This is a genomic window from Sphingomonas sp. PP-CE-1G-424, assembly GCF_004341085.1.
Classification (GTDB): Bacteria; Pseudomonadota; Alphaproteobacteria; order Sphingomonadales; family Sphingomonadaceae; genus Sphingomonas.
Genome location: NZ_SLXW01000001.1, coordinates 760,326 through 775,508 on the forward strand (window position 1 = coordinate 760,326; position 15,183 = coordinate 775,508).

General features: G+C 59.1%; 10 protein-coding genes. 1 reads left to right on the forward strand and 9 read right to left on the reverse strand.

Features of this window, described 5'->3' with window-relative positions; all coding sequences use genetic code 11:
* Positions 1–184 precede the first annotated feature (184 nt).
* Entirely contained in the window at positions 185–1,486 is a 1,302-nt protein-coding gene (locus C8J43_RS03460) for a UDP-glucose/GDP-mannose dehydrogenase family protein (protein ID WP_121885787.1), read from the forward strand.
* A gap of 1,570 nt (positions 1,487–3,056) precedes the next feature.
* Here the strand turns inward: C8J43_RS03460 and C8J43_RS03465 are convergent.
* The 9 genes from C8J43_RS03465 to C8J43_RS03510 form a co-directional block, all read right to left on the reverse strand.
* Positions 3,057–3,872 (reverse strand): plasmid partitioning protein RepB C-terminal domain-containing protein, encoded by an 816-nt coding sequence (locus tag C8J43_RS03465; protein ID WP_133029721.1) that lies wholly within the window; start codon positions 3,870–3,872, stop codon positions 3,057–3,059.
* 74 nt (positions 3,873–3,946) lie between these two features.
* Positions 3,947–4,846, reverse strand: coding sequence for a plasmid partitioning protein RepB C-terminal domain-containing protein (locus C8J43_RS03470; RefSeq protein WP_056409769.1), 900 nt, complete (start codon positions 4,844–4,846; stop codon positions 3,947–3,949).
* Positions 4,843–6,681 carry a recombinase family protein gene (locus C8J43_RS03475; protein ID WP_347812494.1) on the reverse strand — a complete coding sequence of 613 codons (1,839 nt, stop codon included), beginning with the start codon at positions 6,679–6,681 and terminating at the stop codon, positions 4,843–4,845. The genes C8J43_RS03470 and C8J43_RS03475 overlap by 4 nt, the downstream gene beginning before the upstream one ends.
* Before the next feature lie 309 nt (positions 6,682–6,990).
* On the reverse strand, positions 6,991–7,575 hold the full coding sequence (locus tag C8J43_RS03485) for a recombinase family protein (protein WP_056409626.1): 585 nt from the start codon (positions 7,573–7,575) through the stop codon (positions 6,991–6,993).
* Between the two features lie 280 nt (positions 7,576–7,855).
* The gene (locus C8J43_RS03490; RefSeq protein WP_133029724.1) at positions 7,856–9,703 is read right to left on the reverse strand and encodes a TniQ family protein; all 1,848 of its coding nucleotides are present in this window, start codon (positions 9,701–9,703) and stop codon (positions 7,856–7,858) included.
* Entirely contained in the window at positions 9,700–10,647 is a 948-nt protein-coding gene (locus C8J43_RS03495; protein WP_133029725.1) for a TniB family NTP-binding protein, read from the reverse strand. Before C8J43_RS03495 ends, C8J43_RS03490 begins: the two co-directional genes overlap by 4 nt.
* Complete coding sequence (locus tag C8J43_RS03500; RefSeq protein ID WP_121904980.1) at positions 10,644–12,818, reverse strand: DDE-type integrase/transposase/recombinase; 2,175 nt, start codon at positions 12,816–12,818, stop codon at positions 10,644–10,646. The genes C8J43_RS03495 and C8J43_RS03500 overlap by 4 nt, the downstream gene beginning before the upstream one ends.
* A 133-nt stretch (positions 12,819–12,951) precedes the next feature.
* Complete coding sequence (locus C8J43_RS03505) at positions 12,952–13,719, reverse strand: TnsA endonuclease N-terminal domain-containing protein (RefSeq protein WP_133029726.1); 768 nt, start codon at positions 13,717–13,719, stop codon at positions 12,952–12,954.
* Between the two features lie 215 nt (positions 13,720–13,934).
* Positions 13,935–14,165, reverse strand: a complete 231-nt coding sequence (locus C8J43_RS03510) for a helix-turn-helix domain-containing protein (RefSeq protein ID WP_133029727.1) — start codon at positions 14,163–14,165, stop codon at positions 13,935–13,937.
* Positions 14,166–15,183: the final 1,018 nt, after the last annotated feature.

Here is a 15,183-nt window from a genome sequence, read left to right on the forward strand (position 1 = left end):
CGTATTATATTTACAAAAACGTTTCGCGCTGCAGCAACGCGTCGAACAGCGCCGTGGGGACGACGGAACCCTGTGCGCCACTTGCCAAAATCGCCCAGACGCGGCACCAGCACTGTATAAACGCTGCCTTGCAGCATAGATTGCCCGTGCCTGCGCGGGCTTCGCAAGATGTGAGTAAACGACCATGCGGATCGCAGTAATCGGAACGGGATATGTCGGACTCGTGTCGGGGGCTTGCTTCGCCGACTTCGGTCATGACGTCATTTGCGTCGACAAGGACGAGAGCAAGATCGATGCATTGCACGCGGGTCGCATCCCGATCTTCGAGCCAGGCCTCCAGGCATTGGTCGAGACCAACGTCAAGGCGGGTCGCCTCGGCTTCACCACCGACCTGACCGAAGGCGTCAAGGGTGCCGAAGCGGTCTTCATCGCGGTCGGCACGCCGTCGCGGCGCGGCGATGGCCATGCCGATCTCGGCTATGTCTTTGCCGCTGCTGCCGAAGTCGCGACCGCGGTGAGCGGCTTCACCGTCGTCATCACCAAGTCGACCGTCCCGGTCGGCACCGGCGACGAGGTCGAGCGGATCCTGCGCGAGAACAACCCGGACGCGGAATTCGCGGTCGTCTCCAACCCCGAATTCCTCCGCGAGGGCGCCGCTATCGACGACTTCAAACGCCCCGACCGAGTCGTCATCGGCGGCCATGACGAGCGTGCGATGGCAGTGATGCGCGAAATCTATCGCCCGCTCAGCCTCAACAGCTCGCCGGTGATCGAGATGTCGCGGCGCGGTGCCGAGTTGACCAAATACGCCGGCAACGCGTTCCTCGCGACCAAGATCACGTTCATCAACGAGATAGCCGACCTGTGCGAGAAGGTCGGTGCCGACGTCCAGGAGGTCGCGCGCGGCATCGGCCTGGACAAGCGGATCGGGTCGAAGTTCCTCAATGCAGGGCCGGGCTATGGCGGCTCGTGCTTCCCCAAGGACACGCTCGCCCTGCTCAAGACCAGCCAGGACTACGAAGCGCCGCAGCGGATCGTCGAGGCGGTGGTCGCGGTGAACGAGAACCGCAAGCGCGCGATGGGCCGCAAGGTCATCGCCGCGATGGGCGAGGACGTCCGCGGCAAGACCGTCGCAGTGCTCGGGTTGACGTTCAAGCCGAATACCGACGACATGCGCGACAGCCCCGCCATTGCGGTGATCCAGCTGCTCCAGGACGCCGGCGCGCGCGTCCAGGCCTATGACCCCGAGGGCATGGAACAGGCTGCCAAGCTGCTCCAGAACGTCGATTTCAAGACCGACACCTATGCGACGATCGAAGGCGCCGATGCGCTCGTGATCGTGACCGAATGGGACGCGTTTCGCGCGCTCGATCTGAAGCGGGTCAAGGCATTGCTGTCGGAGCCGATCCTGATCGACCTCCGCAACATCTATCCGCGCGAGGTCGTCGAGACCGCCGGCTTCAAATACATCGCGGTCGGTCGCTGATCTCTGCGGCGACCCGACCACGCACGTGGTCGGGTCGCGTTACCGCGAAGGGCCGCCGACGCCTGCCCATCGCGGAATAGAAAGAAACGTGTCTTAGGCGTGGCTCAAATGCGTCTCGCGATATCGCCGCTCGCACTGTCTCGCCGGTATTGCGAGGCCTTTCGCGTACCCGGCACCGCGGATTTCGAGCCAGATATCGTGCCGGTTTTTTCCGCCTACGAAACCGTCTTTCGCCCGTTCCGCAGGCGTGCCGAACTCGGGTGCCGCCGAGGCGCGAGAACAATCGAGCGCCGTTACGGTTTTATGACTAAAAATATCTTGATGTTTGTCTCACAATAGAACATTTTTACCAAGACGGCGCTAATCGCCGCTGGAGAGAGATGATGCATTTGAGCTCGACCTGGGACGCGCGCAAGGCAAAGGGCGCCTTGGTACTATTGTCGATGTCGTCCGCGTGTTGGGCGATCGCGATCGGCTTCGTCGTCCTTCACTGATCGATCCACGGATCCACGCCGAGTCGTTTCGGACCCGTGACAAACCGAATATGATACACGGCCACCGGATCTGAGATCCGGCCGCGGCATTTCCGCGGGTGGTCGTTTGCGGATGCGCATTACTCACGCGTCAGCCTGAACGCGTAGCAGCGCCCATCCATGCCCGCGCGGCGGGTGGTTCAACGTAACCAGCGCCGAAGCGCGTCCGATAAATCTTTTGCGCGGCCCGCAGTCAGATTTGAGGCGTTATGCCACACCTCGACGCGTAGCGAATAACTCAAGCAGCCAACGCTTCGCATGCGCCAAGCATGGCTGACCGATCGTCAGCGCTCGCTATCGGCGGAAGCGACGTCACCCATCCAAATATCGACCACCGAGCCCGCCGCCCCGATTAGGAGCGCAGTGTCGTCGTGGACGGCGCGAAGCGGTTCGCCGACCAGCCACAAGCGCGATTCGCGGCGGCACAATCGAAACGCCCCCCTCACCACTCGCGCAGCAGACGGCAATCGACGATCACCATCGGTAGCACACGACGATTTCAGAGAGATCGTGTCCTTTGACACATAAACCTGACCGCTCACGTCAGAACAGAACATGATCTGTCAAAACCAGCTGACAGAATTGTTGACCGATCACGCAATTTTTTGACAAGATTTTGTCCTAGACGATCACCCAAGCCCCTGCCCTCCGGCATCTCGCGTGGCGGATTGGCGAATTATGGGGTCGAAGCAGTAGCAAGCAGCGCCTGGTACGAGCGGCATGGTGGCAATTGACTACCCGGCGGCTTCGCGCCCCGATGTACTCTCGCTCACCAACAAATAACATGGCCGCGATTTATCACTGACCGAGGTTGAAGCCCGTAGCTAACGCACCGCACCTGATCGCGCTTGCCATTCCGATCTTCCGCCAGAGCATGTTGAGACATGACACGGCCCCGTATCATCCTGATGATCGTGCGATGGCCAAGTCGGGTGCCGCCCTTACCATTTTTGGCAAGACGCTCACCTAGGCACGCCCGATGCGGGCCAAAGCTGTCGCCGCCTCTCTTAACTCCGCTATGAAGGGCGAGGCTTCGGCTACGCTGCCTTCTGCAGATCGCTCAATTTTTGAAACTCTGTGAGAATGTCGGCGTGATGCTGCGCCAAGTAGCGGACTATGCGGACGTTACCAAGCAATCGGTTCACGTAGCCGGCTGCAAGCATCAGGTCGAACTGATCAGAACTGTAGGTCTGCTCAACCGCGCGCAGCTGCCGGTCGACGTTCTCGCTTTCGCGCTGCATTGTCGCCACCTGATCCTCGGTTAGGCCGGCCATGCGCCGCGGCTTGCCGGCGACGAGTTGATCATCGGGTGTGGAGGCGACTAGCGAACGGGCATAGCTTACCGAGAACCGGTTCATAGTGACCATAGCCATGGCGGCTTCGACTTGGCGGACGGGCTTCATAAAACGAAGCTCGGTGAACACGTGGATGGGCACGTGCCGGTCTTTAAGTAGCTCAGCCGCCTCAGGGCAAATCCCAACCAACAGGTTCCGCTTCTTTCGAATGCTGGCAATGTCGACGTTCAGCGCCCGCGCGAGCCTTTCCTCAGATACCCCCTTCTTGACCGCGTTCAGGATCATCCGATGCTCTTGAATGGTCGCGATCCGGCTGACTCGCTTGTTATAGGTGAAGGCTTCGTCGTCGGTCGCAACTAGGCATACGAGCTCAGTGTCGCCGCGCTCCCGCACGATCTCAACACGCAGATGTCCATCAAGCAGATGGTAGCGTTCGGGATCGGTTGCATCTCGAGCGACCACGGGCGGCTCGATGATACCGACCTCGGCGATGGAAGCGGCGATCTGCCCGTACTTTACCGACTTCTTCACCGACGCGGAGATCGTGCGAAGCGGCATGATGCAGTCAATAGGAATGCGAAGGCTCGCCTCCTCAAAAGCCAGCTTGACTGGGATGGCCGTGTGCCGACTGCTCACGACGAGGCTTCCATGCGATCAAGGTGCAATGCGAGATTCTCGGGCATGGTCCCGAGCCCCTCATCCTCGATTAGGGCCGTAAACTGCTCGCTGAGACTAAGCCGGCGCAGCGCCTCGGTAACAAGAAGAAGTCGGTCACGTGCAACGTTAGCCCTTCGGATCAGGCCGCGCTTCCGATCGACGTCTTCCTGGTATGCACGGATCAGCGCTGCCGGCGACAGTTTCTGGTTAACTGGCGGCTTACCGGTCTGCTGTCTTAGGTGCTTACCACGCCGGCGCCGCTCTTCGACGATGCGTTTTGCCGCCATCAGCTTACGTCCGCGCAGCGTTCCCTTTTCATAAGCCAGTTGAAGAGCACGCTGTACGTCGTGATCTTCCGCCTCAGCGATATCAACGGCAACGCTTAATGGAATAGTCCGCGCTTCGACCGAACGTAGCAAGCGCTGTTCGCCTTTTTCGAGGAGGCGACCGACGCCACTTACATATTCGAGCGTGAGGCCGGTCTTGCGAGCAATCTGGGGCAAGCTGTGCCCGCGCTTGCGCATGCCGCCGATGTCCTGGAGCAAGTCAATCGCACTGTGCTGGCGCCGGGCACAATTCTCGACCAGGCTGGCGATCAGACAATCCTCGGGATCGGCTAACACGACGAGGGCAGGCACCTCGATCTGTCCGAGTTCCTGATACGCTTCAAGGCGTCCTTGACCACAAACGAGATCGTAGAAGGGCCCGTCTGCCTCCACTCGACGCGTGACAGTAATCGGTCGTTTGAGCCCGACTTGAGCGATATTGTCGACGATTTCCGTAAACGAACGCTTGTTGCGGACTCGCGGATTAACAACGGTAATCCGCTCGAGCGGGATCCATTCCACACGCTGAGCGGGGCGGGCGGTGCTCATGCGGCAGCCCTCCACAAACGTCGCGCCGCCATGCGGTGAAAGGCGGACAGATCGTCAAACCGATATGCGTCGAGCGACAGGCCGTTATGCTCACATAGGCGCAGCACGGCGTCACCGATGTCGAGCCGGGGCAGGAGATAGTAGTCGCGGGGAAGCTCGTTACCCGGTGCCATACGTACCGCAACCGTCAAGTCGGGTTTGAGTGGAGTATCAAGCCTGACCTTCCAGCGGAGTGTACCTGCCGCGGTCTGGGCACAGCGCACCACTACTAGCGACGCAGTGAACTCGCCGTTGATGGTGAGTAGGTCGGTGTCAGCGTCGCGAACAACGGTGCCGCCGGCCTGCTCCAGCGCGGCCATTGTATCGTAGACAATCGCGGGATGGAGCTGCCGCAGCTTCCGATTGATTTCTAAATAGCGATAGTCACGATCGGGGGCGAAGCCGACCAGCTCGTAGGCGCGCAGCAGGCTGCCGAAGCGGCTACGATAGGCGCTACTCGACGGTGCCTCCTCGGCTTCGTCGATGATAAGACCGGTCAGCATACCCTTGGTGCTGAAGATAGATGCCAGCAGCGCAAGCATCATCTCGTCGCTCAACCTTGCAGAGCGCGCGTCGATGATGGCGCGTGTTCGCGCGAAAACGACCCGGTCGACGACGGGCGTGAACGCGCCCTCGGCCCTGATCCACTCATCTTCAGTGTTCAAGACGTGCTTCCGTTTGAGCTTAAATGATGTGCGCGCCCAGACGTTGTCGCCGACATATTTTTCGTTGATGAGTAGCTGGTGGACGGTGCCCCTGGTCCAGGCGCGTCCAAGATCGGTGACGAGCCCGCGCTTGTTGAGCAGGTTAGCGATGTCACGCTCCGACTTCTCCGCATCGGTGAACAGTCGATAGACTTCTCGGACTAGGGCCACCTCATCAGGCGGCCCTGGCACGAGGATGACGCGATCGGTCGCAATGCTCTTGTGTTCACCGCGGCCGAGCTCGCCCTTAGGTTCGCCATTCACGTCGACGAGGAGCCGGCGCAGCCCGAAGCCGGCGGCACCGCCTTGGCGGTAACCGCGCCGTATAAGGTTGGCCTGTCCCGCGAACACCTTAACCGAAAGCTCGCGGCTGTATTCGGCTGCCATGGTGCGTTTGACGGTCTTGATTATCGATGAGCTGATGCTGCCGTCATTGCGAAACTGCTCAGCGCAATATTCGACCTGAATGCCGGCAGCGCGAATACGCAGTTCATGCGTAGCGGCCTCGTCCGGATCCTGGAAGCGGCCGAGCCTGCTTACGTCGTAAACGAGCAACGCCTGAAAGTCGGTACGCCCTGCCTCGATGTCAGCGAGCAGCAGCTTCAGACCTGTGCGGCCAGAGAGATTGAGGCCACTCTTCCCATCGTCCTTGTAGGTGTGGACGATCTCATAGCCATGCGTGTCAGCGAAGCGCCGGATCGCAACCCCCTGGTTGTCGGTCGAGTATTGCTGATGCTCGGTCGACATGCGGACGTATTCAGCCGCTCGTATGCGTGGTGGCACCGGTGACTCGTCATTGTCGGGTGTGTTCCAGTTGATAACCATTAGCGGCCTCTCACCAAAGGCGCGCGCGCCCGCCGCCGCCACTATCCTGAAAGGGACGGCAACATGTTTCCGAAAACCGGCAAGGGATTTCAAAATGAGGGAGGGAGGCTGACCGAAGCCGCTTATATTGCTGCGATCAGCGAAGCCCTGCGGACCGAGATTGGAACAGGCGCCGGAGCCTCTAAGCAGATTCAGCGATGGACAGAAGCGTCCGACCGTACGGCGCGGAACTGGCTGAGCGGGAATGTCGGACCCAGCGGCCATCATCTGGTGAGGCTAGCGCGCGAGTCCGATGCTGTGCTCTCTGCCGTGCTCACCATGGCTGCGCGACCTGAGTTGGGACTTGCAAGTGATCTGCACGCGGTGGAGGTTGCGCTCGCTAAAGCAAGCGGAGCATTCGAGGTACTACGCCGACGGCGAGCTCTCGGAACGCGGTAGCCCGTTTCATCGCGTCCCGGATTCTGCATCCGAATCGTTACGACCGTCCATCTCGAACCGCCTGATCAGAGCATCGGCCTTTTGAAGTATACTTATGAGAGACGCCCGTGCGAGAAGAACCCAAAGCCGACCAGGGACTTAAGTTTTCGTCTGCGCGGTCCAGCCGATCCGTGCAAGCGTCCCAAGTAGGGTGGAGCGCGGCACTTTAAAGGTTCGGCAGACAGACGCCTTACTGGCCCCGCCATCTAACGCGGCCGTAATTCGTTCGAGTGTTTCAACGTCAATCATCGGCGGGCGGCCGCCCTGGCGGCCCCGGCGTTTGGCCGCGGATAGTCCCGCCATCACCCGTTCGCGCGTCAGCGCACGCTCATATTGTGCCAATGCGCCGAACATAGAGAACAGTAACTCGCCGTGGGGAGTGGTTGTATCCATCTGCTCAGTTAGGGACCGGAACGCGATGCCTCGCCCCTTCAGGTCTGTAACGATCGCCAAAAGGTGGGGTAGCGAGCGTCCGAGCCGGTCGAGCTTCCAAACGACCAACGTGTCGCCTGCGTTCAGATAGTCGAGACAGGCTTTAAGCCCCGGTCGATCGTCACGCGCGCCTGATGCTTTGTCGGTATGAAGATGACGATGATCGACGCCAGCTGCAACCAGCGCATCGCGCTGAAGATCGACCGTCTGGCGATCGTCGGCCGACGATACCCGCATGTATCCGACCAGCATGTACGACAAACCCTCAAAAGCATGTTTCCACACAAACTATCAAAGCGACAGGGTTTGTCGATTGTTAAAGCCTACGGGGCGTTTGGTTTGGCAAAAGCTTACGCCCGGGTGTCGCCTATCATGTGTTTCCCGTCATCACGTCGGATAGCATCTAGTGCCCGCAATATACGCCAATCGTTATCGACGTTTCACAGCGCGGTTTCTCGCACAGATGTCGCGAAAATCAGGACAAGCGACGAATGGCTGCAACGATCATGCCGCTGTGGTCCCTACCACAGTGTCAGCTAACGAGCAGACCCGGTAAAAGCTGTTCGGCCTCAGTACGGCTGAACAAGCCCGAAGCCTGAGGTTTAACTCCATGGATCCTAGCGAAATTGCCAACTGCGCGCCGGTACAAGCGTAATTTTCGGCTCATCTCACTCGTGCTGATATACCTTCGGGCTAATTCATGAGCTGTATCCATAGTTATCTCCCGAAAAGCGGGGCCTGGTCCAAGCAGGAACTCGGAATGGCGACTAAAATGAGGGGGGCTGATGTTCATAATCTCAGCAAGGTCGGATTTTGTTACCATGCAGCCGCTCCAATCCATCCCTTTGGTCTGCTGAAAACATTCGAGTGAGAGAATGCCCTCAGATCTAACCGTTATACGTTGCGCCAATGGCTCATCCCCATCAACCGAGCTTGCCGCCAAGTCGCCCTCCGCAATCGCTTCAAGCACTCTCGCCCAAGGCTTTGAATACCCGCCAATCCCCCGCATTGCCTCGGTAAGCCTAATTGGATATCCCCCTTTTGACCGGATTAAACGGCGAGACAACTTGCCGTGGAAAGCCTCCAAACTGTCTCGGCACACGGCGAGCTGCTGAGAGTCTCCACGGCCCGGCGGTACGGATGCAACTGCTACCAAGCCGAGATGAGCCAATTCGCGGATAGCGTACGTCGGCGTACCGAGCATCTCGGCAGCATGAACTAAACGCAGGCGAGGCTTTTTGGGTGTGAGCATTGGCGCCACCGCTTCTCGATCGACGAGAACCTGCAACCTGATCCCGTCAAGCGCCAGGAACGAAGGCAACTTGCCCGCCTTGCGCATTTCCAAAAGGGTTGGCCGGTCCGCACCGGTCAATTTCGTCATTTCAGCGATGGTAACGCCACTTAAGCGTGCAGCCCGGCATCGCTCAACGAGTTGGGAGAGAACCTTCTGGACGACAGGCGATAGTCGCGGATCATCGCGATCGCACAGCACCTGATAAAATGCTTTGCGGGTACTACCACCTTTCTCGCGACCACCGACGTTAAGCTTTTCGGCGACATGCTGCTCGATCGCGCCGGGCCAGCCAGCCAGAAAGGGCCATGTCGCTGCAAGGGCCGGAACGACATGGTTCCGAGCACTGTCGAGACAAAGCGATCTGTCGCCGAACAAGGAAGTCACCCGCCGGTCGACGACTGGAGCGAGCGTGCAAGCGAGTTCGAGCAAATGTCCACCGTTCAACTCGGCCAAATCGGGTGGCAGATGACACCGGGCGATCCGTCGCCTGTCCGGGTCATGGTGTATCAAGCCGACGAGCATCCCAAGGCATTCACGCAGGTTTTCGGGCACTGGTATTGCCTGGGCCCGCGTAAGTGGTTCTGCGCAATAATCACATAGGTCGATGCCTGCCGTGCGTCGCCAGATCTGACGGCGACGGCAGCACGGGTTCGGACAATGCTCTTCAAGATACTCCCATGTTTCAGTGCAGATCGGGAGTTGGCGGACCTGCCATAGGCCACGATGATGCGCGGACATCGACAATGCCTTGGGTGAAAAGCGCCTGTAGGAAAATTGCAGAAACTCCCGAGGTACGGCCGTCCCGAAGAGATTGAGCATTCTTGCATCGGGTGACCATAGCGGGGAATGCAGCCGGGTAATTTCAGGACTGACCCCCAGACAGTCGGCAAGGATTTCCAGACCCGTATCGTCGCAGAAGGAGGCATGAGGGCGGTCCGACTGAATGTCACCCGTGACCTCGGTGATCTTCGCCATTCGCGGCATGTGATGAGCCGCCGCAACGCGCGCGACATAGCCATCCAACGATTCCCCCGGGATTATCGGAAGAACGCGCGTTACGCGCCAAGACGAAAGAGCGGCGCTCATTGCCCAGACTGCCTGAGAAACGGGTTGCTCAGGCAGAAATCACGCGGGATGCAGTAGCTATCGACTGCCTCTGCCAAATCGTTCCGATCGATAGAGCCCCGGCCATCGTGCAGGGCAACCGCCATGGCGGCACGCACGATCTTGCAGATGCGCCGCACCCTGCCCGCCGATGCTTCCCAAAGCGGTCGCGCAATACCCTCGTGCGTAAGACCCGACAGGCAAGCCAGAATGCCTGCATCCACCATCGCATCGTCCAGATCGGCCAGGAAGCTTACGAAGAGGGCGCGGTCCCCTTTCGTGTCCCAGCGTAGCGGCGACAGATCGATGTCATCGTCAAGCCGCTCCATTAATTCGGGTACTTGGGCCAGGACCGAACCGGCATCTTCCGAGCCGACAAAGGCTACCGGCGCGATACCAGCGTCCATGATCTTTTCGCGGATCGCCGTGGCGATCGAACGGCTCATTCGAGGTCTACGTGCGGCGCGGTTGAACTCATCGAAGACGACGATCTGCACACCGCAGCGCCGCATCTCCGCGATCGCTCTGGGCCAGCGCGCCTTTTCGGTGCCAACATCCGGCCTAGCTGCTCCGAGAGCCTGCAGGATTGAGGTTGGCAGGGAGTCGGTCGTCCCTGCCCCAGCTGTCTCGACATGGAGCAACGGTTTGCAGCCCTCGTCGGCCGATACTTCCAGGAGACGGCGAAGTGCAACGATGGACTCGGTTTTGCCGCAACCATGGGGCGCGACAAGCATGGCTCCACCGCAAGGAGCATGTGCCGGGCGGCCTATCGCTGCAATGCGCATCTCATCAAGCGCTGCAACAACCGCCGTCTGAGGTGGGTAATCTACGCGAATGGCATCAAACCGCGCCTTGGCCTTGCCGACGCGGGTGGCTGCGCTGGCGATCGTCTCCTGCTCGGGGGCAGAGCTGAACCGTTCGGTCATTGGTACCCCCCCTTGGTCATAGGCAGCCGGCGCTTGCGAGCCGGGGCGTCGAGTTCGATTTGCCCCGTCGCGGCATGCTCGCGGCGACCTTCGAGCGCCGATTTGGCCGGTTTGGTACGCGGATCAGGTCGTGATGAGAGGATGTCCTGGTCGAGCGAGGTCAACCTTGCGCGGTCATTGGCGATGAAATCACCAAGCGTTACCGAAGAGGGCGTCGTGTGGACCAGATCAACGATGTTTCCTGTAGTTTGCCTTATGCGTGGCACTTCGATGAGGGTGGCCAGGCGCTTTCGTGAAGCTGCAAGGTCGCCAGGGCTGATGTTACGGATAGCGTCAATGAGATGCCCGCGGGCGTTCATCCGCTCCTCCTGCGTATTGAACGCCAACCCCTGCTTTTGCGCCTCGCGTTCGATCTGCTCGTGCAGCCACAAGGGCATGCCGCTGCTGTATCTCTCGTCGGCGCACATCAGTTCGACATATTTCCGGGTCTTGCGGTTCCAGACATGGATGCGACTGATATCCATACTGTCGTAGCGGAACTCGACGGTCGCGGTGGCATCGCTGCGCCGCTGGCGGCGCGGCTCGATGGGTACAAGGTCGCGCAACAGTTCCGGCACCGCCTGAATCTCATGATAGCGCAGGTTGAAGGCACGAATGCCGGAGGGGGAAAGCTGCGCGCCGGAGCGCACCTCCATCACGTCGCGCGCAAACGATGCAAAGTCCGCGAAGTCATTGATGCCGAAGCGATTGATATCACGTTCGAATACAAGCGCAGGCTGCTGGCTACCCAGGCCGTCATGCGGCTCGACATTGTAGGATGCTATGATCTGGTTCGCGATCGCCTCCAGCTCATCGAGCATGACGATGGCTTGAGCCTCGGCGTCGTAACCCCAACGTCTGGCATCGTTCAGCGTCAATGCTCGCCCTGGCAGCAGACGGGTTGTCTGATCATTCAGAGTTTTGATCGCACGCTCGCCAATCGCTCGGTAGGTTGGCTGCTTGATCGGGCAGAACCGAACGGAAAATCCCGCATCCCGCGCTGCCGCTTCGAGCGTGTGGCTACGAAATTCGACGGCGTTATCGAGGATCAGGCAGCCCGGCTTGCCGCAAAGCATCGCAAGAACCGGATATCGGCTTGTCATGGCCGGCGGGGGACGTTTGGGCAGAACGATGCGCCGCAATATCTCGCTGACCGACCATCGGCACGGATCTTGGAAGGTTATCAGATGGCCGACGATGGCGCGACTTTTGACGTCGATAGCGAGTGTCAGCCACGGTCGTCCAAGAACCATCTGCAGGGCCGGACATACGACATGTACGTCGAGCCAAGTGTGATCCACTATCACATACTGCATGACGAAATCAGCCGCGAGCGGCTTGCCCGCTCCTGACCAATCCTGCTTGACGGCCTCTACCTCTATGGAGGTGGCCAAGGTCTTGTCCGACTCTAGTTCGTTGAAACGGCGTCGCACGGTGCGCTCTGAGCAGACCTCAAAAGGCTCGTGCGGCTTGTCGATGGACGGGTGACGCCCGTCATTCACCAGATTGAGCCGATAGGCGTAATCGGCATGGATGTCCGCGACGTGGCGCCCCGCCTTCCTGCCCTCGAGCACGCATGTCCAGAGGAGCTGCTGATCGATGCTGCCGTTCGGCGAATGCACGATGCGCCTGCCGGACAGCGGGACCATGTGACGAGGATGGCGATTTCCGATGCTGCCGCGGTTCTTTCGCCAATTCTTCACCGACGATGCGGAAGGTTTTTGTCCGAATCGATGGGCCAACTCGGGCGTCCAGCAGTCGTCGAGGGCGGCTTTGATGGCACCAGTGCCTTGCGGAACGCCCCGTTCGTCCAGCATTTGGCAAGCGGTCGCCATACGCAAAGCGCGGGCAGAGATCGCGCCCGCCTGATCGCGGGTCCATTCTGCGCTATCGTTGTAATTGCGGATTGTGTCGGATGAACGCGGCGTTCGAGTCACAGCATCTCCACCGTGCTGCATAAGCTGGAATTGCTCGACGGTCGGCAGTTCGAGCGATCCGTCCTTCTGCTCGTACTTGAGGATCTCGCCCGTGATCAGGTGGGTAAGCTGGACCCGGCCGTGAGCATAGGCAGGATGATATTCGGCTCCGCGAACGTCGACGATCGCGCCGGGAGAAAAGCGGATGTGCGCCATGGAATTCTAACCTTTTGGAACGCGCCGGTAGGTGGTCGGCATCGAGATGATGCCGGCGACAGGCGCTTCGGATCTAGAATGGATAGTGGCCCAGACCATTGAGGCGATCGGATCCCGGGCAGACACCGCCGCCTCAGTGAATGGTCACCGGCGTAGTATCCAAGAGCGAACGGGTAAGGTCGATTTCAATGCGCCGAGCAACCGTCAGCGCCTGAAGCACGGCTTCGCCAGTGCGTGGGCAGTTAGGCGCGATCGCTTTGGCGGCGCTTCCGAAGGTAGCATTCGTGCCCACCAGCCGTTCGTGAGCTTCCAGACGCTCCAAATGCTCCGGTAGGATCGTCACGAACCTGCGTGAACAAAACAGCATTACATTGCGACGATGAACGAGGCTGTCCCAGATCTGGTGGCGGAGGATGACCTTGAACCGGATGCCGCGCTCATCACAAATTTCATGAACCGCCGTCAGCTTCGCGCGATACTCCGGATCGGCAAGATCACGCTCATCTCGCTTGATCTCTATAAGCGTGACGGTGCCATCAGGTGCAACCAGCTCGACGTCGATGGTGTAAACCTGCTTTTTGCCTCGCCGCGTGAATTCAAAGCGCACAGATTCTGACGCGACCCGAACCACCGTGAACTCCACCTCGGCGCGTGTCAGGAAATCGTACTGCGCCGCACCCTGCCAGTGGAGAACACGTCCGGCCTTACGGCTTGTGTACCAGCCATTTTCATGCGCGAGTCCGCCGTTGAAGGTGCGCAGCGCGCCGCCATCGTCAGCCCGGATCATCCGCACATGATGCGCATCGCTATGTTTGTCGCGGGTGAAACTGGCAATCGGGGCGATATTAGCACTGGATGCTGGGTCTGCCACGTAAGCATGGCCTGTGGTTTTGAATGTCATCGATCGTTCCTTCCATCTCGCAATCGGATGCGATGGACGTGAGGGGGCATGATCCGGGGGGGGGCCGAACCTTGACAGGTTTCACGGAATGAAGGAGATCAGGGGCAGTAAGGTCCTTGATCTTCTATGGGCCTCGCTGGTTGCACCCGGCGGGGCCTTTTCATTTCCGTAGCTTGTAATAGTTCCGCGCGTTCGCGCGGCTATCTGCTACGACATCATCGATCACCTCCAGCTGGTTGCGGATAATTCGCAGGCCAGAGCTGGGCAGGCGTAAAGGCTGCCGCTGCGGCGATGGCCTCTTCCACCCGGCGCGAGCGCACGAGGCCTTTGGAAACTCTGGTGACAGTGCTGGGACTGACGCTCAAATCGCGGGCGATCTGCGACAGCGAAGTGCCACGGCGCTCCAGCGCCCATTTGATGTGTCCGTGCCAATCTTCGCCGCCCATTGTCTGCCTCACTGGGAAGTCGTTTGCGCCAAGTCGCAGCGGCGCTTTGCCCTCACGACCCACAAGCGATTTGAATCATGAAACCATGCGTCCGTCAATTAGTTATGGTGTCAATATAAATGGCCAAACTGTTTACAAGTGTTGACGAAAATATATTTCGTAACCTTTCTCTGATATATTCGCTTTGCGATATCTTCAAATTAAATCCTCATGCTTTATATTTTGTACCATTGTTAATAACTTTATAATGCGATTAAATACCACACCAGTAATCACATGTGATTATCATTGTATTCCGTAATATTGCCTCGGCGCCGAGTATCAAATTGTCCGCTTGCAACGCATATTAAACATGACAACCCGGTTCTTGGAATCATCTGAAAAATTGATTTTCGAGACGCTCTCGACCTGCCTAAAGTCGATGCAGACACGGTCTGCTGGTCACAAGTCAGTATCATGGGAAGCGGCTGCACACGTCGCACTTAGCCACCAATCCTGGTGGAAACCGGAATGGCCGGTTTCAAGCAGCGCTCGGCGATTAGCGGACCTTCGTTCAGACAATGGCGCGGGGGTCTGCATGTTCGTCGCGGGAATCTGGTTGCTTAAGCTGGATCAGGTACGGCATCGTCTACGGTTTGATACGTGCGAGCCGCATCGACAGCCTCAGCCCACCGTCGGTTACGAAGGAGACCGGAATGGCGTACTGATAGTTTGCCACAATCGGGAAGAGTGCGGACTAACCCCCTGAAAGTTTCGAAGTGGGCGGCAGCGACCTCCCCGCTCATGGTAACGCTCGTGATGCAATTGAGCGGGATTGCTAGATTGTAACTAAGTTCTCCGAAAGGCGCATCGGGAACGGCTACAAGCCGGTACTCGCGCTAAGCCCGATAGACTTGCCGCTTAATGAACGGTAGGGCATGAAACGGTTTCTGCAAGATGAGATCTCGCCAATTTACATAACTCACCGGGCCGTACTTAATAGCGGGATCGAGCGAAACCGCTTCGATAAGCTTCGCCT

Coding starts and splice junctions, on each gene's coding strand:
- C8J43_RS03485 (WP_056409626.1), bottom strand. CDS start 7,575: ATGCTGGTCGGATACATGCGGGTATCGTCGGCCGACGATCGCCAGACG.
- C8J43_RS03490 (WP_133029724.1), bottom strand. CDS start 9,703: ATGAGCGCCGCTCTTTCGTCTTGGCGCGTAACGCGCGTTCTTCCGATA.
- C8J43_RS03505 (WP_133029726.1), bottom strand. CDS start 13,719: ATGACATTCAAAACCACAGGCCATGCTTACGTGGCAGACCCAGCATCC.
- C8J43_RS03470 (WP_056409769.1), bottom strand. CDS start 4,846: ATGAGCACCGCCCGCCCCGCTCAGCGTGTGGAATGGATCCCGCTCGAG.
- C8J43_RS03475 (WP_347812494.1), bottom strand. CDS start 6,681: ATGATGGCCGCTGGGTCCGACATTCCCGCTCAGCCAGTTCCGCGCCGT.
- C8J43_RS03495 (WP_133029725.1), bottom strand. CDS start 10,647: ATGACCGAACGGTTCAGCTCTGCCCCCGAGCAGGAGACGATCGCCAGC.
- C8J43_RS03460 (WP_121885787.1), top strand. CDS start 185: ATGCGGATCGCAGTAATCGGAACGGGATATGTCGGACTCGTGTCGGGG.
- C8J43_RS03510 (WP_133029727.1), bottom strand. CDS start 14,165: ATGGGCGGCGAAGATTGGCACGGACACATCAAATGGGCGCTGGAGCGC.
- C8J43_RS03465 (WP_133029721.1), bottom strand. CDS start 3,872: ATGCCGCTTCGCACGATCTCCGCGTCGGTGAAGAAGTCGGTAAAGTAC.
- C8J43_RS03500 (WP_121904980.1), bottom strand. CDS start 12,818: ATGGCGCACATCCGCTTTTCTCCCGGCGCGATCGTCGACGTTCGCGGA.